Source organism: Sphingomonas sp. SORGH_AS_0950 (assembly GCF_030818415.1).
In the GTDB taxonomy this organism is placed as follows: domain Bacteria; phylum Pseudomonadota; class Alphaproteobacteria; order Sphingomonadales; family Sphingomonadaceae; genus Sphingomonas.
The window spans coordinates 2,910,927-2,933,553 of sequence record NZ_JAUTAE010000001.1; the positions used below are offsets into that span (position 1 = coordinate 2,910,927).

The following is a 22,627-nucleotide window of genomic DNA, read 5'->3' on the forward strand; positions in this document are numbered from 1 at the left end:
TTTGGGCTCGGTGAGACCCCATGCCCTCCCCCGACCCCTCCCGCCTGCGGGAGGGGAGAGGTCCGGACGGGCGTCGGATCGTTCACCAGCCCTGCGCCCATTCGTCATAGCGGAGGGCCCGGCCCATAAAGCCCCTCTCCCGGCAAGGGGAGGGGTTGGGGAGGGGCGATGGCCACGGGTTATGGGCTCGGTGAGACCCCATGCCCTCCCCCGACCCCTCCCGCTTGCGGGAGGGGAGAGGTCCGAACGGGCGTCAGAACGTACCCCAACCCCCCGCCATCCCGGCATAGCGGACCGCGCGGCCATATTTGGCGAGTTCGGCCTGCACCTCGGGCAGCGCGCGGGCCTTGTCCATCGTCTCGACCATCTCGGCCTCCAGCGACGTGCGGTGCGGGGAGGGCGGCTGGATCAGGAACAGGCCGATCGCCTGCTCCCGGCTGTCCTCGGCGCGCAGGCGGGCGATCAGATGCTCGCCGATCGCCTTCACGTCGCCCCGGCATGCCGCGGCGGAGGTCGTCGCGCTCCAGTTCTCGGCGGGCTTGGCGGCCAGCCGGTCCTCGTCGGCTTTCGCCTCCGCCGCATGGCCCAGCCGGTGCTGCGCACAGGCGCGGTTGGACCAGATCCACATCTTGCCATAGAGGCTGATCTTCGGGCCCTGCCCGGCCTCCAGCGCGGTCAGGCTGTCGATGCTCGCCTGATAGCGTCCGGCGGCGGTCAGCGTCTCGGCGCGGTTTATCGCCAGCGAGACCAGCTCGGGATATTGCTCCATCCCCAGCGCCAGCATCCGGTCATATTGCGCCACCGCCTCGTCGGTCCGGCCCAGCGAGCGCAGATTCTCGGCATATTCGTTGGCCAGCCAGAAGCCGTCATGGCCGACCATCTCGATCCGCGCGGTGTCGGTGGCGAGCGCCTTGCCCGCCGCGATCGCCTCCTGATAGCGGCCGAGCGTGCGCAGCGTGCGCATCTGTTCGGTGACCGCCTTGTAATCGCGCGGCGCGGCGCTGGCGGCGGCCTCCGCGCTGGCGGCGGCGCTGGTCAGCGACTGGCGGAAGCCGTCGGCGACCAGCCGCTCCATGTCGCCCCACAGCGGCTGGTGCCGCCTGTCGGTGGCCAGCGCCAGCAGCGCGGGCGTCGGCGGGGTCCTGGCCAGCCCGGCCCGCACGGCGGCGAGATCGCCCCGGCGGCTCTGCGCCACGATCGCGCAGCCCAGCATGCTGCCGCCGAAGGCGGTGCGCGGCGATTGCTGCCATTCGCTGTCGGACAGGACGATGCACAGATCCTCATGGGCCTTCGTCCGCGCCTCGGCGGGCAAGGTCTGGATCTTCTGGAGTGCGGCGCGAACCCATGCATCTTCGAGTCCGGTGACGATCGCGGGCTGGGCGGCACGGGTGCGCTGCAAGGCCTTCACGACCGAGTCCGGCGTTCCCAGATCCAGCTCATAGGCGATCCACATCCGGAACACCTCGGGATTGCCGTCGAACTGCGCGGTCGCCGACTGGAATGCGGCGAGCGCCGCCTGCGGACGCCGCAGATCGGACAGCACCGCCGCCTTCAGCCCGTCGACCATCCCCGCCATCGGCGAGGGGTGCGGCAGCTTTTCGGACATCGCGGCGATCAGCGACAGCGCCTCGATCTTCGACGGCTGGTCCGGCTTCTGGATCAGCGCCATCAGCTTTTCCAGGTCGGGCCGGATCGTCGCCGTCAGGGCGGGGTCGAGCCCGGCAGGCATTCCCGAGGGGCGCGGGGACTTTTCCAGATAGAATTCGATGCCCGTCTCGTTCGAGACCTTCTCCGACACGGCATAGACCGCCTCCGCCTCGGCGGCGGGCACCATGTCGCGCGGGCCGGTGTCGAGTCGATAGACGATGTGCAGGCCGTCGGGCAGCTTGGTCGAGCGGCGCGAGAAGGCCACCGGCCCGCCCTTGGCCTCGACATCGTCCAGCGGCTCGAGCAGCCGGTCCTTGACCCGCAGGTCGATCGTCTGCTCGTTCACCACATGGTCGGGCAGCGCCAGCGGCTGGCGGCGCGGATCATCCTGCCGGTCGGGCAGGATGTCCTGTGCGGCATAGGCGCGGGTGATCAGCTTGGCGGACAGCTTGGCCTTGTCGAACGCGGCGCGCGACATCGTATAGTCCTCGACCATCGTCACCACATTGGCGTCGCGATCGTCGGTCTGGACCAGCGGCTTGCCCTCGACCAGTTCGGGAAAGCGCTTGCGATAGAAAGCGAGATTGTCGTCCGCGATCTTGCGCGCGGAGGTCGAGGCCCAGCTGCCGCGCACCTGGTCGGCGCGGGCGTCGGTATAGCGGGTCACGACGTGCAGGGTCATCGCGACCTCGGCCTTTTCGTCGACCGCGAATTCCTCGACCACGGTCATGCGCCCGGCCCGCTCGCCATAGCCCGCCATCGGCTCGAGCGCCGCCTGGCCGTCGCGGATCGGCAGCGCATGGCCCAGATTGGAGGGGACGATCGCGGTCCCCCGGCCGCCGCGATGGGTGCCGGTCGGGTCGATCCACAGCACCCGTCCGTCGAGGACCGCACGGACGATGACATGGTCGAACACCAGCGGCGAGGGCAGGCGCTCGGTCAGCCGGGGGCCGTCGGTCGTCGACACCAGCGCAGGCACCGCGTCGATGCCCAGCCGCCGCAGCGCCACCGCCAGCAACAGGCTCTTGTCCTTGCAGTCGCCGTAACCGCGCGCCAGCACCACGCCGGGCCGCCGCGGCACGAACGAGCCCTCGCCCAGCTCCTCACCGACATAGCGGATATTGTCCTGGATATAGCGGGTCGCGGCGGTCAGCCGGTCGGCGGGGGCGGGCGACGCCTTGGCGATGGCGTCCAGCCGCGCGGCGAAGTCGGCGGGCAGCGTGTCGTCGCCCCGGTAGAGCCCGGTCGCCCAGGTCGCGACCTCGCCCCAGTCGCGCATCGTCGAGATCTCGCCCAGTCCCCACTGGAACACGCCGCCGGGCACATTGTCCTCGCCCTTCATCGGCGCGGGATCGGTGACGCTCCATTCCCATTCGGTGCCGCGATCGGTCTTGCGCGGCGGAAAGGCGATGTCGCTGTTGATCGCCTTGAAACGCGGCGTCATCCCCTCGGGCCAGACGAACCGCAGGCTGCGCATCGCCAGCGGCTCGGAGAAACGCTGGGAGAAACCGTAAAAGGCATGGCCCGCCCACAGGCTGGACCGGGCATGGACCGTGGTCGCGTAATCGACGATGTCGCCGACCCGCACGTCGCGCAGATTGGCGATGACCTTCATCGTGCCGCTGACGATCCCGTCCTCCAGATCGTCCTCGCGCTCGACCACGCGGAACTGCGTGTCGCGGGTCAGGTCGATGACCTTGCCGTCGCGGATCAGGTGGACGAAGTGGACGCCCAGCGTCTCGAAGGCCGGATTATAGGCCATGGTGATCTGACCGGCCGACTCCAGCCCGCTGCGGTTGATGACCTTGCTCGTCAGGCGGAACCAGTCGTCATGACCGTCCGGGCGCGAGCGATATTGCGCATCGTTGAGCAGATAGACGACGCCGTCCTGCGCCCGCTCCACGCGCGGTTTCGTCGCCTCGGGGATGGCAAGCGTGCGGACCCAGTCGGGCATCGGCTCGACCGCCGGGGCCTGCGCGGCGGCGGGGCCCGCGGTCTCCACCGCCACGGCGACCGGTCGGGCGGCGTGAAGCGGAAAGGCGGCGACGCCCGCCATCAGAAGCGCCGGCGCCAGCCGGTGCCGCGGCACGAATATGGTACGCACGTCTCTATTCCCCCCAGATCCCCGGCCGCGACGCTATGGCGCGTCGGAAATCCTGGCAAGGGGGGACGGGGGGCGGCGGAAACGGCGCGCGGTGGTGCGGATCGGCGGATGATGCTAAGCCATTGACGGATATAGCCATAACCGATCGGGAGAGGATCATGCGCGACACCAGCCGTCGAACCGTCATCACAGGGCTGGGCGCCGGACTGGCTATGGCGGCCGGGGGCGCCTGCGCCGCGCCGGGCGGGCGCAGGATCGGCTATGCCATTGTCGGACTGGGCCGCTATGCCGAACTGATTATGTCCAAATTCGCCGAGTGCGACCATGCGCGCCTGACCGCGCTGGTCAGCGGCACGCCCGAGAAGCTGGCCCGTTTCGGCGAGACATATGGCGTGCCCGCCAGCCACCGCTACAGCTATGCGGACTTCGACACGATCCGCGACAATCCCGATGTCGACGTCGTCTATGTGATCCTGCCCAACGCCCTGCACGCCGAATATACGGTGCGCGCGGCGCGGGCGGGCAAGCATGTGATGTGCGAGAAGCCCATGGCGGTGTCGTCCTCGGACTGCCGGACGATGATCGAGGCCTGCCAGGCGGCGGGGCGCAAGCTGATGATCGGCTATCGCTCGCGGTTCGAGCCGTATAACCGGCTGGCGATCGATCTGGCGCGCAAGGGCTTTGTCGGGCCGACGCGGATCGTCACCTCCGACCATGGCTTTAACGCGCAGCCCAACCAGTGGCGACTCGACCGTGCGCTGTCGGGGGGCGGGTCGCTGATGGACATCGGCATCTACAGCCTGAACGCGGTCCGCTACCTGACCGGCGAGCAGCCGGTGGAGGTCAGTGCGGTGGAATCGACCGACCGCAACGACCCGCGCTTCCGCACCGTCGAGGACCGCATCACCTTCCTGTTGCGCTTCCCCTCCGGGATCGAGGCGACCTGCGTGTCGAGCTATAGCTCGGGGCACAATATCTACCGCGTGACGGGGACGAAGGGCTGGATCGAGCTGGAACCCGCCACCGCCTATGAGGGGCAGCGGATGTTCGTCCACCGCGACGGCCGGACCGAGGAGCGGCGCTTGACGCCGAGCAAGGGGCAGCATGCCGGACAGCTCGACCATTTCGCCGAGTGCATCCTGAACGACACCCGGCCGCTGGTCCCCGGCGAGGAAGGGCTGGCCGATCTGCGCGTCATCGAGGCGATCTATCGCTCCGCGCGGGAAGGGCGGCGGATCACCCTGACCGCCTGAGCCGTGATGGCGGCTTCCTGATCCAGGTGATGTGGTTTATCCTGTTGTAAAATAGGGATAAGATGGAACGATCGCCCGATCGATCGGGTTGGAGTCCGATGCGGATCCACCATCTCAACTGCGGGACCGACTGCCCCCTGGGGGGTGCGTTGTTCGACGGGCGCAGCCATGGGCCGCTGGGGCATCTGGTCTGCCACTGCCTGTTGATCGAGACCGAGGCGAGCGGGCTGGTGCTGGTCGATACCGGCTATGGCCTGCGCGACGTGGCGCATCCGCATCGCCGCCCCGATCCCCGCATCACCCTGCCGTGGCGGGCCATGCTCAACATCCGGCTGCGCGAGTCGGAAACCGCGATCCGCCAGATCGAGGCGCTGGGCCATCGCGCCGGGGATGTCCGGCACATCGTGCTGACCCATCTCGACTTCGACCATGCGGGCGGGCTGGAGGATTTTCCCAATGCGGCCGTGCATGTCATGCGCCGCGAATATGACGATGCCGCCGGGCCGCATGCGGGGATCGTCGCGCGCAACCGCTGGCGGCCCCGGCAATGGGATCAGGTCGCGCGGTGGCAGTTCCACAGCGCCGGGGGCGAGGGCTGGTTCGGGTTCGATGCGGTCCGCGACCTGCCCGGCCTGCCGCCCGAAATCCTGCTGGTGCCGCTTCCCGGCCACACATGGGGCCATGCGGGCGTGGCGATCCGACAGCCCGGCGGGCGATGGCTGCTCCATGCCGGGGACGCCTATTTCTATCGCGGCGAGATGCGCGAGGCGAGGCGCCGCTGCACGCCGGGCCTGCGCGCCTATCAGCGGCTGATGGAGGTCGATGCGCGTGCGCGTCTGGCCAACCAGGCCCGGCTGCGCGACCTGTCGATCGCACGCCGCGACACGGTCACGCTCGTCTGCGCGCATGATCCGGTCGAATGGGAGCGGTGCCGCGACGGCTATCCGCTATAGCGGCAAACGGCTTTCGCGGACGACGCCATGCGATAGGATGCGCCGGTCCCGCCAACGGGACGGGAGAGGGCCATGAATCATCACTGCGTCGCGATCGTGCCGGCTGGCGACATGGCGGCCAGCACCGCCTTCTACCGGCTGCTCGGCTTTACCGTCGCGGCCGATTTCGGCGGCTATCGGATAATGGAGGACGGGCGCGGCTGGCATCTGCATTTGAACCACATGCCCGGTTGGCCACCCCGCGTGGAGGAGAATCCCTTCGGCCTCTATCTCTATGTCGAGGACGTCGACGCGGTCGCCGACCGGGTGCGCGACCGGATCATCGAGCCCGGCGCGCCGCACCTCAAGCCCTGGGGTACCTATGAGTTCGCGGTCAGCGACCCCAACGGCGTGCTGGTGCGGATCGGGCGGGTCGCGCAGTAGCGTCGCCCGTCCGGCTCAGTGCAGCTTGGCGATCGACAGCCCGTCTTCCTTGGCGCGCGCCTTGACCGACTCCTCGCTGCGGGTCAGCGCCTTGGCGATCGCCTTCAGCGCCATGCCCTTCTTGGCGAGCGTGTGGAGTTTCTGAATCTCGTCGGGCCGCCAGGGCTGGCGGTGTCTCTCAAAACGTTCGGCCATATCCGCATGATTAGCGTGATCCGGCCCCGCTGGCCATGGCGGGCGGGCGGATGATGACTGTCTTACAAATGCGTCATGGAGCGCGACGGCGCTTGCCTTCGCACCGCAGCAAGGCGAAGCAGAACGTCCGGGAGACTATATATCATGCGAGTATCTCTATGCGCTTATACGCCCTGTTGTGTTGCGTAGCCACGGCCGCGATCGCCATGCCGGCGATGGCGCAGACGCGCGGCGTGCCCACGCCTGACGCGGACCAGACGCAGGGCGGCGACAGCAGCGACATCGTCGTGACCGCCAAGCGGCTGGACACGGCGCGCGCGCATATCCAGCCCAGCCTCGGCGCGTCGAATTACGAGATCACCAGCGCGACGATCAAGGCGCTGCCCGGCGGCGAGAACCAGCAGTTCAACCAGATCCTGCTCCAGGCGCCCGGCATCGTGCAGGACGGTTTCGGCCAATTCCACGTCCGCGACGACCATAATGGCCTGCAATATCGCATCAACGGCACCATCCTGCCCGAAGGCCTGGCGGTGTTCGGCCAGACCCTGTCGCCGCGCCTGGTCGACAAGGTCAACATCCTGACCGGCGCGCTGCCGGCGCAATATGGCCTGCGCACCGCAGGCGTGATCGACATCACGACCAAGAGCGGGCTGTTCGACAATGGCGGCACCGCCTCCATCTATGGCGGCAGCCACAACACCATCCAGCCCAGCCTGACCTATGGCGGCTCTTCGGGAAGCACCAATTACTTCGTGTCGGGTGATTACCGGCACAGTGGCCTGGGCATCGAGAGCGTCGACGGCCGGTCCAATCCGGTGCACGACGATACCGACCAGTATCAGGGCTTTGCCTATGTCGACCATATCCTGGACGACCAGAACCGGGTGTCGTTCGTCGGCGGCTATTCCAACCAGTGGTTCCAGATCCCCAACCCGGTCGGCCAACAGCCAGGCGGCACCTGGAGCGTCGGCGGACAGAAGACGTTTCCCAGCGAGAAGCTGAACGAGACGCAGCTGGAGAAGACCGGCTTCGGCCAACTGGCCTTCCTCCACGATGCCGAGCCGTTCACCGTGCAGGCGTCGCTTTTCGCGCGCTATTCCTCGCTGCGCTATCGTCCCGACGTGCTGGGCGAGCTGCTCTATAACGGGCAGGCGCAACAGGCGTACAAGCAGGATTTCGCGATCGGCGGGCAGGTCGATGCCGTCTATCATCTGGGCGATGCGCACACGCTGCGCGGCGGCCTGCTGCTGTCGCGCGACCGCTCGACCAGCGCGACCACGACCAGCGTCTTCCCGGTCGACGGCAACGGCGCCCAGGCGGGCGAGCCGATCATGATCGCCGACAATAGCGGCAAGACCGCGACCAGCGTCAGCGCCTATCTGCAAGACGAATGGAAGCTGCTGCCCAGGCTGACGCTGAACTATGGCGCGCGCTACGACCTCTATAACGGCTATCGCCGTGAGGGGCAGCTGTCGCCGCGCGTCAACCTGGTGTGGCAGCCGGACGATGTCTATACGCTGCATGCGGGCTATTCGCGCTATTTCGTGCCGCCGCCCTTCGAGCTGGTCGGCAATACCAGCATCAACAAGTTCGTCGGCACCAGCGCCTATCCCTCGGTCACCGTCAACGACGTCCCCTATGCCGAGCGGCAGGATTATTTCGACGCCGGGTTCCAGGCGCGGCTCAGCCGCTACTTCACCTATGGCATCGACGCCTATTACCGCATCTCGAAGAACCTGATCGACGAGGGGCAGTTCGGCGCGCCGATCATCCTGACCCCGTTCAACTATCGGCAGGGGCGTATCGGCGGGATCGAGGCGAATATGAGCTATCAGCGTGGGCCGCTGCTCGCCTATGCCAATTTCGCCGCCGCCAAGGCCAAGGGCCGGGGCATCGTCTCCAGCCAGTTCAGCTTCGGCCAGGACGATCTCGACTATATCGCCCGGCATTATATCTATCTGGATCACGACCAGACCTTCACCGGATCGGCGGGTGTGTCCTATGCCTTTGCGGGGGGCACGAAGCTGGGCGGCAGCATGATCTATGGCTCGGGCCTGCGCCGCGACGACGATGTGCGGAGCATTCCCAACGGCGCCAAGATCGCGCCCTATGCCCAGTTCAACCTGACCGCGAGCCACCATCTGGCCGGGCCGAACATCGACATCCGCTTCGACGTCATCAACGCGCTCGACCACAAATACGAGATCCGCGACGGAACCGGCGTGGGTGTCGGCGCGCCGCAATATGGGCCGCGTCGCGGCTTCTTCGTCGGCGTGTCCAAGTCGTTCTGAGGAGGGGGGGGGCGGCGGCACCAACCGCCGCCCCGCCACCCGGTCAGGCGATGCCGAATGTCCTGATCCGGTCGGGCATGTGCCGGTCGATCGCGATGGCGGCGGCGCGGTCGCGATCGGCCTCGGCGGTCCTGCCCAGCCGCTGCTCGACGATGGCGCGGCCATAGAGCGCCCAGGCGCGCTTGGGATCGATGGCTAGCGCGGCGTCGAAATCGGCGAGCGCGGCCTGATCCTCGTGGCGCCGCAGCCGGACGAAGGCGCGGCTGTCGAGATAGCTGGGATTGCCCGGCACCGCATGGATGGCGGCGTTGCAGTCGCTCATCGCCTTGTCCAGCTCGACATTCGCGAGCATCCGGGCCCAGCATCGCCCATTGAGCGCGGTGCCGCGCCGGGCATCGTCGCGATGCGTGTCCAGCCACAGGCCATATTGCGCGATCGCCGGGGCCATCGCGTCCGCATCGGCATAGAGCCGCGCGATTTGCAGGCGCTGCATGTCCTCGCGCGGCAGGGCGGCGCTGATCTGGTCGAGATCGGCGACCGCGCCCGCCGGATTGCCCGCCCGCTGGCGAAGCTCGGCGCGCAGGAAACGGGCGTGGGTGTCGGCGGGGTCGAGCGTCAGCGTGGTGTTGAGGTCGTCGATCGCCAGCACCGGCCGCCGTTGCTCCAGATAGGCGAGCGCGCGCTGGCGGGGGAAGCGCGGGTCGCGGGGCGCGAGCGTCATGGCATGGGTAAAGGCGTCGATCGCGCCGGGCAGGTCGTGCTGGGTCTGCAGCATCGCGCCGCGACGGCTATAGCCCTCGGCATCGGTCGGTGCGGCGGCCTCGGCGACGACCTGCACCGCGCCCGACGCGGCGGGATCGACATGCGCGGCGGCGTCGAACAGCCGTCCGCCATTATAGGTGAAATACAGCCGGTGCTGCGCATTCGAGACATAGAGGCGGTGCGACACGAAATAATCCGCGCCCAGCAGCATGTCGGTGTCCAGTCCGCCCAGATCGGCGATATGCAGCCGGACATTGTGCAGTTCCTCATTGCCGATCCGCAGCAGCTTGAACCGCGCGACCCAGCCCTTGACGACATGATGCCCGATCCCGGTCGACCAGCCTGCGGGCTCCACCCCCGGATCGCCGGGATGCACCCCGGCCCGCGCGGCGGCGCGCAGGGTCAGCACGGTGCCGTCCGCGCCGGTGTCGAAGGTGGCGCGCAGCTTCGCGCCGTCCAGCTCGACCGTGCCGACCGTGTGGTGCTGGCGGCTGTCGCGCGGCTCGATCGGCATTTCGAAGAAGGGCTGCCCCTTGGTCCAATAGGCCATGGCGGCCTTGGCGCAGTTGCTGGGCTTGAACAGCCGCACCATGCCGCCGGGCAGGTCATATTCGACATCGGCCAGCCCCAGCACATTCTGGCCGAGCAGTCCGGTCTCTCCGACATCGCTGCCGCTGACGATGAATTCGACATGGGCCAGGTCGAACCCGGCCAGGGTGAAGCGGCGGACGGTGGTGACGCGTGCCTCCGAACTGCCGCCGACCCCGTTCACGCGATACCCGTCGGGAAGCGGGCTCAGCGACAGCCCGAACTCGCGCGCGACGGGTGGCGCGATGTTGCTGTAAAAGGCCCCGCTATCGAGCAGGAAGGGGGCGGGCCTGCCGTTGATCTGTGTCTCGACCACCGGGCGAAGCCCCTGCATGGTGACGGGGATCGCGGCCATCATCCCGACCTGACACCCCGTGGCCGCCATAGCGGGCGCGGCGCCGCCCGCCAGCAGGCCCGCCGCCACGGCATATCGCCCCATCGTCCCGATCATCGCGCCATCATCCCCATGCCGGCTGCCTTGGTGATGCAGCATAGCGGGACACGGAAACAGCAAAGATGACACGAATCTGAAATTCCTGATACGTCGCGCCCGAGCATAGCCAGAGTTTTCATCGCCACCGGATTTTGTTCCCGGTCGATCCGATCCTTTCTCGATCGGGCCATTTCTTCGTGTCATGGGCCGGGTCGTCGGAAAAAGCGTGGGGCTTCAGGACGGTTGATTTTACCAAACGCCCGGCGAGCGGTCCCCGGCCAACATAAATCAGCCTGACTGCGGATATTTCAAAACATTGCTGAGTTGGGCCCCCGCATCTTGCGGAGACGATCCATGGCGACAGCTGCCCTACCCGACGCCTCCGGCGCCCACGCGCCGGACGCCGACCGCCGCCGCGCGACGCGCTGGCTACAGGCGCTCAATTTCTTCATGGCCGACATGCAGGCGGGGATCGGTCCCTTTCTGGGCGTCTTCCTGCAACAGCGCGGGTGGCAGACGGGGCCGATCGGCACCGTCATGACGCTGGGCGGCGTGGCGGGGATGGTGATGGCCGTGCCTGCGGGCGCCTTTATCGACCATACCGACAAGAAACGCTGGGTGGTGGTCATTACCGGCATCTGCACGGTGCTGGCGTCCTTCCTGATCCTCTGGTCGCAGACCGGGCTGGTCGTCGGGATCAGCCAGGTGGCGACCGCGATCGCGGGCGCGGCGATCGGTCCGGCGGTGACCGGCATGACGCTGGGCGTCGTCCGGCAAAAGGGCTTCAACGCGCAGAATGGCCGCAACCAGGCCTGGAACCATGCCGGAAACATGGTCGGCGCGGGGCTGTCGGGTTTTCTCGGCTGGAAGTTCGGGATGCCCGCCATCTTCTTCCTGGCCGCCGCCTTCGGGGTGCTGGCGGTCATCTCGGTCCTGTCGATCCCCGAGCGCGCCATCGATCACCGGGCCGCGCGCGGGCTGGAGGATGACAAGGGCGAGGATCAGGAGGGCGGGCAGGCCGAGGGGTTCAAGGCGCTGCTGTCCAACAAGCCGATGCTGATCCTGGCGGCGGCGCTGGCGTGCTTCCATCTGGGCAACGGCGCGATGCTGCCGCTCTATGGCATGGCGGTGGTCGGCGCGGGCAAGGGCGATGCGGCGATGTTCACCGCGACGACGGTGATGGTCGCACAGGCGGTGATGATCGTCGCCAGCCTGGTCGCGATGAAGGTCGCCGCCGGGCGCGGTTACTGGCTGGTCCTGCTGATCTCCTTCGCGGCGCTTCCGCTGCGGGGATTCCTGGCGGGGACCTTTATCGAGCATTGGGGCGTCTGGCCGGTCCAGGCGCTCGACGGGATCGGTGCGGGGCTTCAGAGCGTCGCGGTGCCGGGGCTCGTCGCCTGCCTGTTGAACGGCACCGGCCGGGTCAATGTCGGGCAGGGCGCGGTGATGACGATCCAGGGCGTCGGGGCCAGCCTGTCGCCCGCGATCGGCGGGTGGCTGGCGCAGGAACTCGGTTACAGCACTGCCTTCTATATATTGGGCGGCTTCGCGGTCGCCAGCCTCGCGCTGTGGATCGGCTTTGCGGGCACGTTGCGCCCGGCCTGTGGCGGAGACGCCGGAAAGGAAGCGAACGCATGAGCGGCGGTATCTGCTGGGTCCATGTCGGCGACCTGCATCTGGACGCGGATGATGGCTGGCAAAGCCTGGACCGGCTGCGCGCCATCGTGGCGCAGGTGAATGCGCGGATCGGCGAGGCGGCGGACTTCGTCTTCCTGCCAGGCGACAATGCCAATCACGGCATGCCCGAACAATATGCCCGGATGCTGGACGCGCTGGCGCCGCTGTCGCGACCCTGGCGGATCATCCCCGGCGACCATGATTTCGAGCCGGGCGATCTCACCGCCTATGAGGCCGCCATCCCCGGGGCCAACCAGCCCGAGACGGAGGTGATCGCCGGGCATCGCTGCCTGTTCTTCGACATCGTATCGGCGGGCGCGGGCGGGCCGGATTTCCGGCTGACCATGCACGACCGCAACCGGCTGGCCGAGGAACTCGCGCGGGCCAAGGCGGCGGGGCAGGTGCCGCTGGTCTTCATGCACGCCTATCCCGGCGATCTGGCCGCCGATGGCGAGACGATCGCGCGCCAGCTCATCGATGGCGAGGTCGCCTTCGTCGATACCGGCCATACCCATTATAACGAGCTGCTGAACGATGGCCGGGTCATCTATGGCGCGACCCGCTCGACCGGGCAGATCGAGGAGGATGGCGGCGCGGCGGGCTTCACCATCGTCCATGTCCAGGACCGGGTGGTCAGCTGGCGCTTCCGACGGCTGGATGCACCCTGGCCGCATGTCCAGATCGTGGGCCCCGGCGATGTCCGCCTGATCACCCGGCCGACCGACCCGCATCAGGTCCCCCGGCCGGGCCCGGTGACGATCACGGCCAGGCTGTTCGGCGCCGATGCCGATGCGGTGCCGATGGTTGCGGCCGATGGCGGCGCGGCGACGCCGATGACGCGCGGGGAGGATGGATCGTGGCACGCCGCAGTGACGCTCGACGCCGGGCTGCACGCGGTCGAGGTGGCGTGCGGCGAAGGGCGCGATCGCATCGACTGTCTGGTCCGGGGCATGGACGCGATCCCCAAGCGGCGCCTGCCCGTCGCGCCGGGCGAGGATTGCCATGCGATCGGCCCCTGGCCTATCGCCGGGATCGACGGGGCCCGGCTGGGGCCGAACAAGAATGGATGCGGATGGTGACTCTGGCGACGGGTGCGACCTGGGCGATTGCGGGTCTGTCGACCGCCGGAGTCATCGCGCGGCCGATGCGCTGGCCCGAATGGATCTGGGCGGTGGCGGGGGCGGCGCTGCTGATCCTGCTCGGCCTGATGCCGCTCGGGCAAGCGGGGCAGGCGGTGGCCAAGGGGGGCGACGTCTATCTGTTCCTGATCGGCATGATGCTGCTCAGCGAGACGGCGCGCGAGCATGGCGCGTTCGACTGGATCGCCGCCACGGCGGTCAACGCGGCGAAGGGATCGCGCGCGCGGCTCTTCGCGCTGGTCTATGCGACCGGGGTGGTCGTCACGACCTTCATGTCCAATGACGCGACCGCCGTCGTGCTGACCCCGGCGGTCTTCGTCGCGGCGAAGAAGGCGAAGGCCGACCCGCTGCCGCTGCTGTTCGCCTGCGCGCTGATCGCCAATGCCGCCAGCTTCGTCCTGCCGATCTCCAACCCCGCCAATCTGGTCCTTTATGGCGGGCATATGCCGCCGCTGGGCGCGTGGATGGCGGCCTTCGCGCTGCCCTCGATCGGGTCGATCGTCGTGACCTTCCTGGTGCTGCGGACCATCGAGCGGCAGCGGATCGCGGGCGGTTGCGAGCGCGACGTCGCGCGCGACCCGCTGACCAATGGCGGCAAGCTGGCGATTGCGGGCATCGTGCTGACCGCGCTGCTCCTCCTCACCATGTCGGCGCTGGACGAGCCGCTGGGGTTGCCGACCGCGATCGCGGGGATCGCGACGGCGGTGATCGTGTCGCTGCTGGCGGGACGCTCGCCGCTGACGCTGGCGCGGTCGGTGAGCTGGGGCGTGCTGCCGCTGGTCGCCGGGCTGTTCGTGCTGGTCGAAGCGCTCGACCGGACGGGGGTGATCGCCTGGGTCGCGAGCGGCCTGCGCGGCATGCTGGCCGATCCGACACGCGCGGCGGCGGTGTCGGGCACGGTGCTGGCGTTCGGCAGCAACCTGATGAACAACCTGCCCGCCGGGCTGATCGCGAGCAGCGCGATCGCCCAGGCGCAGCCGCCGCAGATCGTCACCGACGCGCTGCTGATCGGTGTCGATCTGGGGCCCAACCTGTCGGTGACGGGCTCGCTGGCGACGATCCTGTGGCTTCAGGCGATCCGGCGCGAGGGGGAGGATGTCGGCTTCCTCGCCTTCCTCAAGATCGGCGCGGTGGCGATGCCGCTGGCGTTGCTGGCGGCGCTGGGGATTCGGTTGCTGATCGGGTGAAAGTCCGTGGGTGAGGGGGGGCGTGCGCTTCGACTTCGCTCAGCGTGAACGGAGTGGGGGAAGGGAGCCCAACCTCCGTTCAGCCTGAGCGAAGTCGAAGGCCAAGGGCCTAGAGCGCCGCCAGATCGATCGCCCCGTTCTTGTCGAGCCACTGCCCCGCCTCCGGCATCGGGTATTTCAGCCCGGTGGCGCAGTTGAACAGCACCACCCGTTCATCCTCGTCGACCAGATTGTCGCGCACCGCCTGCTTGTACGCCGCCAGTGTCGCCCCGCCCTCGGGGCAGAGCAGCAACCCGTCCCGCTTCGCGCAGTCCTCCACCGCCTTCAGGATCGCCGGATCGCCGACCGCCAGCGCCGCGCCGCCGGACTCGCGCACCGCACGCAGGATCAGGAAGTCGCCGATCGCCTTGGGCACCCGGATGCCCGCCGCCACCGTCGCGGCGTCCTCCCAGCGTTCGGCATGCTCCTCACCCGCCTCATAGGCGCGGACGATGGGCGCGCAGCCGCTGGCCTGGACCGCATACATGCGCGGTCGCCTGGACCCGATCCAGCCCAGCCGCTCCATCTCGTCGAACGCCTTCCACATGCCGATCAGGCCGGTGCCGCCGCCGGTCGGATAGAAGATCGCATCGGGCAGTTCCCAGCCCAGCTGCGCGGCCAGTTCCAGCCCCATCGTCTTCTTGCCCTCGATCCGATAGGGCTCCTTCAGCGTCGAGAAGTCGAACCAGCGCCCCTCCGCCGCGCCGCGCCCGACGATCGCGCCGCATTCGTCGATCTGGCCGTTGACCCGCCATACGCGCGCGCCCTGCGCGGCGATCTCGCGGACATTCACTTCCGGCGTTTCCTCGGGGCACAGGATCACCGTCTCGATCCCGCACCGCGCGGCATAGGCGGCCAGCGCCGCGCCCGCATTGCCGTTGGTCGGCATCGCGATCCGGGTCACGCCCAGCTCGCGCGCCATCGCCACCGCCATGACCAGCCCGCGCGCCTTGAACGATCCGGTGGGCAGCCGCCCCTCGTCCTTGACCAGCACCGATCCGCCGCCCGAGCGGGGAATCGGGATCAGCGGCGTCTCGATCTCGCCCAGCGACACGATGCTCCCGGTGCGCCGGACGGGCAGCAGCTCGCGCCAGCGCCACAGATCGGTGTCGCGTGCGGCGATCGCATCGCGCGACACCGCGCGGCCCATCGCCTCCAGATCATACCGCACCAGCAGCGGACGGCCCGCGCGCGACAGGCCGTGGAGCCGGTCCGCCTCATAGCGTTCGCCGGTCAGCGAGCATTCCAGATGGGTGACGAAGGTCGGGCGGTCTTCGGTGAGGTTGCGGTTCATGGGGTCAGCCTATCGGCCGAAACCGCCCGACGCCATAGGCTTAGCCCGGGCTCGCCGCCGATCCCGCGAGCAGCCCGCCATCGATGTTGAACGCCGCGCCGGTGACATAGGTCGCCTCGTCCGAGGCCAGCATCACCGCGATCGCGGCGACCTCGTCGGGTTCGCCGAAGCGTTTCAGCGGGGTATCGGCGACCAGCGCCGCCATGCGCGCCGCGCGGTCGGGCCCGTCGCCCAGCATCGGTTCCCAGATCGGGGTCAGGATCGCGGCCGGGTGGATCGAATTGCAGCGGATCGTCCAGCCCGCCTGCGCGCAATAGAGCGCGACCGTCTTGCTGTGGTTGCGGATCGCCGCCTTGGACGAGGCATAGGCCGCCGCCGCCGGAATCCCGACCAGCCCGGAGCGCGACGAGATGTTGATGATCGATCCGCTGCCCTTCGCCTTCATCGCGCCGATGGCATAGCGACAGCCCAGGAAGGTGCCGTCCGGGAAAACCTGTGCCGCGTCAGCGGTGCCGCTGGATCATTTCGAAAACTCCCGTTCGATCGCGTCTTCTAGGGCGGATCGACATTCAGTATTGCGTCTTCTTCCCCTCTCCCCTGGACAGGGGAGAGGGTTAGCGAAGCTTGCCAGCCTGCTGGCTAGCGCAGCTTGGGTGAGGGGTTGAGCGAGCCCAAAGGCTCGCGCGCTCGCTTCGCGAGCGCCCACCCCTCACCCAGCTCCGACTAAGCCTTTGCTCTCGCAAAGACCAAGTCTGCGCAACCCTCTCCCCTCTGCGAGGGGCGAGGGACGGAAAGGCGTCGCTGAATGTCGATCGGCCCTAACACGAATGGCGCGGGTCATCACCCCTTCAGCGCTTCCATCGAATCAACTGCCGATCGTGCAGCCGCGACAAAGTCAGCAGCGCGGTCGCCGCGCCGATCAGGCACATCAGCATGTCCCATTGCGTGTCCCAGACATCGCCCTGCGTGCCCAGAAACGCCTCCGCCCCCTGGCCCAGCGCCAAGGCAGCGGCGAATTCGATCAGCTCATAGATGGCGCTGACCGCCAGGCAGCAGGCGAGGACGAGAAAGGTCGTCAGCCCGCCGCGCGGCAACCCACCCCGCCGGATCAACGCCTCGCGAAACACGATGGCGGGCACGAAGCCCTGCGCGAAATGGCCGAGCCGGTCATAGGGATTACGTGCCAGATGCAGCCAGTCCTGAACCCAGGCCCCGGCGGGCACCCGCGCATAGCTATAGGCCCCGCCCAGCATCAGGATCAGCGCCGGCGCGACCTCCATCGCCCAGGTCGCCCGGTCGAACGGCCGCCACCCCGACGCGACCAGCCCCGCCGCCCAGATCAGGGTCAGCAGCACCAGCCGCCGGTCGTCGCGCTTCCATCGTTCCCGTTGCATGCGCCGACGATAGCGGCGTGGCGACTCCATGCAACGCCCGCACCGGATTGCCGGGGGCGCTCGCGGGTGCCAAGGACACTGCTGACAATATAAGGGACCGGCGATGATCGTGCGCGGCGATGAGTTTCAGGATGTCGAGGTGCCGGGCAGCGGCGCGATGCGGGTCCACCTGATCCGCCCGGCGGTCGAGGGGCGCTTTCCCGCCATCCTGCTATTTTCCGAAATCTATCAGGTGACCGCGCCGATCCGGCGGCTGGCGACGATGCTGGCGGGGCAGGGCTATGTCGTCGGCATCCCCGAGGTCTATCACGAATATGAGCCCGCCGGCACGGTGCTGGCCTATGACAAGCCGGGCACCGATCGCGGCAACGACCTGAAATTCACCAAGCCGGTCGCGGCCTATGACGCCGATGCGATGGCGGCGCTGACCGCGCTGGCGGCGCATCCGGCGTGCAACGGGCGGCTGGGCACGTTCGGCGTGTGCCTGGGCGGGCATCTGGCCTATCGCGCCGCGCTCGACCCGCGCGTCTCGGCGGCGGCGTGCTTCTATGCCACCGACATCCATTCGGGCACGCTGGGCGAGGGGCGCAGCGACGACAGCCTGGCGCGGATGGACGAGCTGAAGGCCGAGGCGATGTTCGTCTGGGGGCGGCAGGACCCGCATGTCCCCTATGCCGGACGCGAGGCGATCCGCGCCCGGCTGGAAGCGGTCGGTGCCAGCTATGAATGGCATGAGGTGAACGGCCAGCACGCCTTTCTGCGCGACGAGGGGCCGCGCTACGACCCCGCGTTGTTCCTCCAGGCGATGCAATGGACCCTGGCGCTCTATGCGCGGGCGCTGCGTTGATCGCCCTTCGGTATCGTCCCGAAATCGCGGCACATTTGCGGATGTTTAACCCTTTGTGACCGATATGGGCGGAAACGAGACCGCCCTTCCATGATCCTTCGTCCCCCCTCGCTTCGTCGCGCACGCGCCCGGCGCTCGGTCCTGAGCGATCGGCGGGGGGCCGCGATCGTCGAATTCGCGCTGGTCGCGGCGCCGTTCCTCGCGCTGCTGCTGGCGATCCTGCAGACCAGCCTTGCCTATCTGGCGCAGGAATCGCTCGAAACCGCGGTCGAGGTCGCGGCGCGCGGCATCGTGACCGGACAGACCCAGTCGGCGGACATCAAGTCCCTGGCGCAGGGGATGACCCAGGCGCAGCTCGCCGAGCGGTTTCGCAAGTCGGGCTGCGCGCAACTGCCCATCTTCCTGTCCTGCTCGCGGCTCTATGTCGATGTGAAGAGCGCGCCCGGCGGCGGGCTGGCTATCGCGCCGCTCGATCTGCGTCTCGATGCCAATGGCAATCTGCGTCTCGATGCCAATGGCAAATTGTCCGCGCCGCTGTCCTATAGCCTGGGCGAGCAGGGGGCGGTCGTGATCGTGCGGTTCGTCTATGTGTGGCCGATGCGGATCACGCCGCAGCCCGATCTGAGCGGCAATGCCGGTTCGTCGATCCTGATGGCGACATCGGTGTCCAAGTCGGAACCCTATACGTGAGGCGGCGGGTCCTGGCGACGATGCGAGGCGACACGCGCGGGGTCGCCCTCGTCGAATTCGCGCTGATCCTGCCGGTGATGCTGTTGCTCTATCTGGGCGGCGTCCAGCTCCAGGACGGGATCGCCTGCAATCGCAAGGTGACGATCGCCACCCGCGCGGCGGCCGACCTGATCGCGCAGAACACGACCGGCATCATGTCGGCCGCCGAGGTCCAGGACAATCTGGTCGCGGCCGCGCAGGTGCTGCAACCCTATGCCGCCGACAAGGCGCGCTTCCGGATCACCGAGATCGCGACCGATGCCCGCGGCAACACGACCGTGCAGTGGAGCCGGGGACTGAACACCGCCGGCTATGCCGTCGGCACCACCCTTGCGGTTCCGGCCGCGATGCGCGGTGCGGGCACCTATTTCCTGCTCGCCGAGGTCAGCTACGCCTATTCCCCTCCGGTATCGTTCGGCACCATCGGCCCGATGACCTTCCAGGATCGTCTGTTCATGGTGCCGCGCAATACCGACAAGATCGATTGTTCGAACTGCCAATGATCCGTCGCATCCTGTCCGTCCGCCTGCTTCGCGCGGCGCTTCGCCATCGTCGCGGGAACGTGATGATGCTGTTCGCCCTGGCCCTGCCGGTGCTGACCTTCGCCATCGGCATGGGGGTCGACTATGCGCGCGCGATGAAGGCCCAGACCAAGCTCAACGCGATCGCCGATGCGGCGGCGCTCTCGGCGGTCAGCAAGGCCAAGCTGGGCGTCAGCGACAGCGATGCGGCAGCCTATGCGGCCCAGGTCTTCCAGGCGCAGGCCAAGGGCCTCGGCGGGGAGGGGGCCATCCAGATCACCGGGCTGACCGTGCAGGCGCCGACCGACGCCAACGGACGGCGCAACGCCACGGTGAAATACACTGCCACATCCTCGAACGCCTTCGCCCAGATATTGGGGCTCAAGACCCTGCCCATATCGGGCCTGTCGGCCACCACCAACGCGGTGGCGCCCGATATCGACTTCTACATGGTGCTGGACGTCTCGGCCTCGATGGCGCTGCCGACGACCTCGGCGGGGCTGGCCAAGGTGGCGCAGAGCAACAGCCAGGGCTGCAAATTCGCCTGTCATTCCCAGGCCGATCAGACCGGGCGCGATGCGAACGGCCGGATAACGGACCTGTACGGGGTCGCGACATCCTATGGCCTGACCCTGCGCATCGATGACGAGGGCACCGCCCTGTCGCGCCTGAGCACGAATATCCGCAGCGCGTCGAGCAAGAACGGCGCGGCATATCGGGCGGCGGTGGTGACCTTTCGCGGCAAGGGCGGCATCACCGTTCTGACGAAGCGGACATCGGACATGACGATCGTGGCCAGCAAGGCCAAGACGTTGAAGGTGCCGCTATACTACACCAACAACTGCCCGACCCGCGCCTGCGATCCGGACGAGGTCGGCTTTGGCGACAGGGACTCGGCGCATAGCGACATCCTGAGCTGGATGCGCGACAATATGGAAACGCCGGGCAGCGGCACCGACAACCAGGCTCCGCAGGGCGTGATGTTCATCGTCACCGACGGCATGCGGGACGAGGCCCGCGCCAATGGCCGACCCGAGGTGGCGATCGACACGACGCTTTGCGATGCGATCAAGGCCCGCAACATCCGTATCGCGGTTCTCTATACCGAGTATCTGCGCGAAGCGATGGACAACCACAGTTGGTCCCAGAAGAATGTCGCGCCCTATCTGTACCAGGTCGAACCGGCGTTGCAGAAATGCGCTTCGCCCGGCCTGTATACCAAGGTCACGACCGACCAGGACATCTTCGCCGCCATGGATGGCCTGTTCCAGAGCGCCGTGGCGACCGCGCGCATCACCCGGTAGGATGCGCGCGGGGCGCGGGGGCGCGGGGGCGCGGGGTCAGCCCGCCAGCGCCTCGACCTGTTCGGCCAGTTCCAGCCAGCGCATCTCGGCCGCGTCCTTCTCCTCACGCGCCTTTTCGATCGCCTTCATCAGCCGGTCGAACTGGGCGGGGTCCTTGGCATAGAGATCGGGGTCGGCCAGCTTCACCTCGTCGCGCGCGATGGCCGCTTCCAGCTCTTCGATCCGCTTGGGCAGCAGCTCGTAATCGCGCTGGTCCTTGTAGCTGAGCTTGGTCTTGGCCTGGACCGGCGCGGGGGATGCGGGGGCGGCGGCCTTGGCCGGAGCCTTCTTCTCCGCGACCGGTTTGCGCTTGGCGACCCAGTCGGCATAGCCGCCCGCCACCACATCGACCGTGCCCGACCCGTCCAGCCCCAGCGTCACCGTGACGGTGCGGTCGAGGAAGTCGCGGTCGTGGCTGACGATCAGGACGGTGCCGTCATAATCGCCGATCACCTCCTGCAACAGGTCGAGCGTTTCGAGGTCGAGGTCGTTGGTCGGCTCGTCGAGGACCAGCAGATTGGATTCGCGCGCGAACTCACGCGCCAGCAGCAGACGCGAGCGCTCGCCGCCCGACAGCGTCCCGATCTTCGCCTCGGCCAGCGAGGGGTCGAACAGGAACTCCTTGAGATAGCCGTGGATATGCTTGCGGACCCCGCGCACGTCGATCCAGTCGCCGCCGTCCGCCAGCACCTCGCGCACCCGCTTTTCCGGCGCCATCAGCTTGCGTTGCTGGTCGATGATGACGCCGTCGAGCGTCTTGGCGAGGAACACCGTGCCTTCGTCGGGCTCGATCTCGCCGGTCAGCAGCTTGAGCAGGGTGGTCTTGCCCGCGCCGTTCGCGCCGACCAGGCCGATCCGGTCGCCGCGCGTCACCTTCAGGCTCAGGTCCTTGATGATCGTGCGGTCGCCGTAACGCTTGGTGACATGCTCGGCCTTGATGACCTCCTTGGTCTTCACATCGTCCGACGCGATGCCCAGCTTCGCCGCGCCCTGCGGCCCGATCATCGCGGCGCGGGTGGCGCGCATCTGGTGCAGCTTTTCCAGACGGCCCTGGTTGCGCTTGCGCCGTGCGGTGACGCCGCGGTGGAGCCAATGCTCCTCGATCTTCAGCTTGGCGTCGAGCTTCTCGGCGGCGCGCTGTTCCTCGGCATAGACCTGTTCGGTCCACGCATCGAAGCCGCCGAAGCCGACCTCGTTGCGCCGCATCTGACCGCGATCCAGCCACAGCGTCGACTTGGTCAGCCGGGTCAGGAAGGTGCGGTCATGGCTGATGACGACGAACGCGCCGGTGAAGCGCTTCAGCCAATCCTCCAGCCATTCGATCGCGGCGAGGTCGAGATGGTTGGTCGGCTCGTCGAGCAGCAGCACGTCGGGGTTCATCGCCAGCGCGCGGACGATCGCGGCGCGCCGCTTCTCGCCACCGCTGGCGGTCGCGGCCTCGCGGGTCAGGTCGATGCCGAGCTGTCCGGCGATCGCCTCGGCCTCATAGCTTTCCGGCGCGCCCTCGCCCGACAGGACATAGTCCATCAGCGTGGCGCAGCCGGTCAAATCGGGGTCTTGCTCGAGATAAACGACATGGGTGCCGGGCACGATCATACGCCGCCCCTCGTCCGAATCGATGATCCCGGCGATCAGCTTGAGGAGCGTCGATTTGCCCGCCCCGTTACGCCCGATCAGCGCCAGCCGGTCGCGCGGACCGATATGGATGTCGAGATGCCGGAAGAGCCAGCCCGAGCCTTGCACAAGGCCCAGGTCTTCATAGGAAAGAACGGGTGCTGCCATGATGGATTGGCAGTTAGGCGCGAAGG

Annotated in this window: 17 protein-coding genes and 1 pseudogene; 11 read left to right on the top strand and 7 right to left on the bottom strand. The window is 68.0% G+C overall.

Features of this window, described 5'->3' with window-relative positions; translation table 11 throughout:
- Nucleotides 1-253 precede the first annotated feature (253 nt).
- Nucleotides 254-3,751 (bottom strand): DUF3857 domain-containing protein, encoded by a 3,498-nt coding sequence (locus QE385_RS13050; protein ID WP_307102494.1) that lies wholly within the window; start codon nt 3,749-3,751, stop codon nt 254-256.
- 158 nt (nt 3,752-3,909) lie between these two features.
- Between QE385_RS13050 and QE385_RS13055 the strand changes: the two genes are divergently transcribed.
- From QE385_RS13055 to QE385_RS13065, 3 genes are all read left to right on the top strand, one after another.
- On the top strand, nt 3,910-5,004 hold the full coding sequence (locus QE385_RS13055; RefSeq protein WP_307102496.1) for a Gfo/Idh/MocA family protein: 1,095 nt from the start codon (nt 3,910-3,912) through the stop codon (nt 5,002-5,004).
- A gap of 98 nt (nt 5,005-5,102) precedes the next feature.
- On the top strand, nt 5,103-5,957 hold the full coding sequence (locus QE385_RS13060; protein ID WP_307102498.1) for an MBL fold metallo-hydrolase: 855 nt from the start codon (nt 5,103-5,105) through the stop codon (nt 5,955-5,957).
- Between the two features lie 72 nt (nt 5,958-6,029).
- On the top strand, nt 6,030-6,380 hold the full coding sequence (locus QE385_RS13065) for a VOC family protein (protein ID WP_307102500.1): 351 nt from the start codon (nt 6,030-6,032) through the stop codon (nt 6,378-6,380).
- A gap of 15 nt (nt 6,381-6,395) precedes the next feature.
- Here QE385_RS13065 and QE385_RS13070 read toward each other — a convergent pair whose 3' ends face one another.
- Nucleotides 6,396-6,575 (bottom strand): hypothetical protein, encoded by a 180-nt coding sequence (locus tag QE385_RS13070; RefSeq protein WP_007403839.1) that lies wholly within the window; start codon nt 6,573-6,575, stop codon nt 6,396-6,398.
- A 158-nt stretch (nt 6,576-6,733) separates the two neighbouring features.
- On the opposite strand from QE385_RS13070, the gene QE385_RS13075 reads away from it, so the two are divergent.
- On the top strand, nt 6,734-8,866 hold the full coding sequence (locus tag QE385_RS13075; RefSeq protein WP_307102504.1) for a TonB-dependent receptor: 2,133 nt from the start codon (nt 6,734-6,736) through the stop codon (nt 8,864-8,866).
- A gap of 43 nt (nt 8,867-8,909) precedes the next feature.
- Here QE385_RS13075 and QE385_RS13080 read toward each other — a convergent pair whose 3' ends face one another.
- Complete coding sequence (locus QE385_RS13080; protein ID WP_307102506.1) at nt 8,910-10,667, bottom strand: aspartyl protease family protein; 1,758 nt, start codon at nt 10,665-10,667, stop codon at nt 8,910-8,912.
- A gap of 336 nt (nt 10,668-11,003) precedes the next feature.
- Between QE385_RS13080 and QE385_RS13085 the strand changes: the two genes are divergently transcribed.
- The 3 genes from QE385_RS13085 to QE385_RS13095 are packed head-to-tail and all read left to right on the top strand — an operon-like array spanning nt 11,004 to nt 14,652.
- A complete protein-coding gene (locus tag QE385_RS13085) occupies nt 11,004-12,287 on the top strand; it encodes an MFS transporter (protein WP_307102508.1) in 1,284 nt (427 codons plus the stop codon).
- On the top strand, nt 12,284-13,405 hold the full coding sequence (locus tag QE385_RS13090; protein ID WP_307102510.1) for a metallophosphoesterase: 1,122 nt from the start codon (nt 12,284-12,286) through the stop codon (nt 13,403-13,405). Before QE385_RS13085 ends, QE385_RS13090 begins: the two co-directional genes overlap by 4 nt.
- The gene (locus QE385_RS13095; RefSeq protein ID WP_307104725.1) at nt 13,402-14,652 is read left to right on the top strand and encodes an arsenic transporter; all 1,251 of its coding nucleotides are present in this window, start codon (nt 13,402-13,404) and stop codon (nt 14,650-14,652) included. The genes QE385_RS13090 and QE385_RS13095 overlap by 4 nt, the downstream gene beginning before the upstream one ends.
- 109 nt (nt 14,653-14,761) lie before the next feature.
- On the opposite strand, the gene QE385_RS13100 is transcribed toward QE385_RS13095, so the two are convergent.
- From QE385_RS13100 to QE385_RS13110, 3 genes and pseudogenes are all read right to left on the bottom strand, one after another.
- Nucleotides 14,762-15,985 (bottom strand): threonine synthase, encoded by a 1,224-nt coding sequence (locus QE385_RS13100; RefSeq protein ID WP_307102512.1) that lies wholly within the window; start codon nt 15,983-15,985, stop codon nt 14,762-14,764.
- Between the two features lie 40 nt (nt 15,986-16,025).
- Nucleotides 16,026-16,469, bottom strand: a pseudogene (locus QE385_RS13105) (SDR family oxidoreductase); the annotation flags it as partial.
- Nucleotides 16,470-16,833: 364 nt separating this feature from the next.
- Complete coding sequence (locus tag QE385_RS13110; protein ID WP_307102514.1) at nt 16,834-17,379, bottom strand: DUF2238 domain-containing protein; 546 nt, start codon at nt 17,377-17,379, stop codon at nt 16,834-16,836.
- Nucleotides 17,380-17,482: 103 nt separating this feature from the next.
- Here QE385_RS13110 and QE385_RS13115 point away from each other — a divergent pair, with 103 nt between their 5' ends.
- From QE385_RS13115 to QE385_RS13130, 4 genes are all read left to right on the top strand, one after another.
- Nucleotides 17,483-18,226 carry a dienelactone hydrolase family protein gene (locus tag QE385_RS13115; RefSeq protein WP_307102516.1) on the top strand — a complete coding sequence of 248 codons (744 nt, stop codon included), beginning with the start codon at nt 17,483-17,485 and terminating at the stop codon, nt 18,224-18,226.
- Nucleotides 18,227-18,316: 90 nt separating this feature from the next.
- On the top strand, nt 18,317-18,916 hold the full coding sequence (locus tag QE385_RS13120; RefSeq protein ID WP_307102518.1) for a TadE/TadG family type IV pilus assembly protein: 600 nt from the start codon (nt 18,317-18,319) through the stop codon (nt 18,914-18,916).
- Nucleotides 18,913-19,458, top strand: coding sequence for a TadE/TadG family type IV pilus assembly protein (locus tag QE385_RS13125; protein WP_307102521.1), 546 nt, complete (start codon nt 18,913-18,915; stop codon nt 19,456-19,458). Before QE385_RS13120 ends, QE385_RS13125 begins: the two co-directional genes overlap by 4 nt.
- Nucleotides 19,455-20,780: a TadE/TadG family type IV pilus assembly protein gene (locus QE385_RS13130; RefSeq protein WP_307102523.1), complete on the top strand. Its 1,326-nt coding sequence runs from the start codon at nt 19,455-19,457 to the stop codon at nt 20,778-20,780. The genes QE385_RS13125 and QE385_RS13130 overlap by 4 nt, the downstream gene beginning before the upstream one ends.
- Nucleotides 20,781-20,816: 36 nt before the next feature.
- On the opposite strand, the gene QE385_RS13135 is transcribed toward QE385_RS13130, so the two are convergent.
- Nucleotides 20,817-22,601, bottom strand: coding sequence for an ABC-F family ATP-binding cassette domain-containing protein (locus QE385_RS13135; protein ID WP_307102525.1), 1,785 nt, complete (start codon nt 22,599-22,601; stop codon nt 20,817-20,819).
- Nucleotides 22,602-22,627 lie beyond the last annotated feature (26 nt).

Coding starts and splice junctions, on each gene's coding strand:
- QE385_RS13075 (WP_307102504.1), top strand. CDS start 6,734: ATGCGCTTATACGCCCTGTTGTGTTGCGTAGCCACGGCCGCGATCGCC.
- QE385_RS13080 (WP_307102506.1), bottom strand. CDS start 10,667: ATGATCGGGACGATGGGGCGATATGCCGTGGCGGCGGGCCTGCTGGCG.
- QE385_RS13055 (WP_307102496.1), top strand. CDS start 3,910: ATGCGCGACACCAGCCGTCGAACCGTCATCACAGGGCTGGGCGCCGGA.
- QE385_RS13115 (WP_307102516.1), top strand. CDS start 17,483: ATGATCGTGCGCGGCGATGAGTTTCAGGATGTCGAGGTGCCGGGCAGC.
- QE385_RS13120 (WP_307102518.1), top strand. CDS start 18,317: ATGATCCTTCGTCCCCCCTCGCTTCGTCGCGCACGCGCCCGGCGCTCG.
- QE385_RS13100 (WP_307102512.1), bottom strand. CDS start 15,985: ATGAACCGCAACCTCACCGAAGACCGCCCGACCTTCGTCACCCATCTG.
- QE385_RS13085 (WP_307102508.1), top strand. CDS start 11,004: ATGGCGACAGCTGCCCTACCCGACGCCTCCGGCGCCCACGCGCCGGAC.
- QE385_RS13065 (WP_307102500.1), top strand. CDS start 6,030: ATGAATCATCACTGCGTCGCGATCGTGCCGGCTGGCGACATGGCGGCC.
- QE385_RS13135 (WP_307102525.1), bottom strand. CDS start 22,601: ATGGCAGCACCCGTTCTTTCCTATGAAGACCTGGGCCTTGTGCAAGGC.
- QE385_RS13070 (WP_007403839.1), bottom strand. CDS start 6,575: ATGGCCGAACGTTTTGAGAGACACCGCCAGCCCTGGCGGCCCGACGAG.
- QE385_RS13060 (WP_307102498.1), top strand. CDS start 5,103: ATGCGGATCCACCATCTCAACTGCGGGACCGACTGCCCCCTGGGGGGT.
- QE385_RS13130 (WP_307102523.1), top strand. CDS start 19,455: ATGATCCGTCGCATCCTGTCCGTCCGCCTGCTTCGCGCGGCGCTTCGC.
- QE385_RS13090 (WP_307102510.1), top strand. CDS start 12,284: ATGAGCGGCGGTATCTGCTGGGTCCATGTCGGCGACCTGCATCTGGAC.
- QE385_RS13110 (WP_307102514.1), bottom strand. CDS start 17,379: ATGCAACGGGAACGATGGAAGCGCGACGACCGGCGGCTGGTGCTGCTG.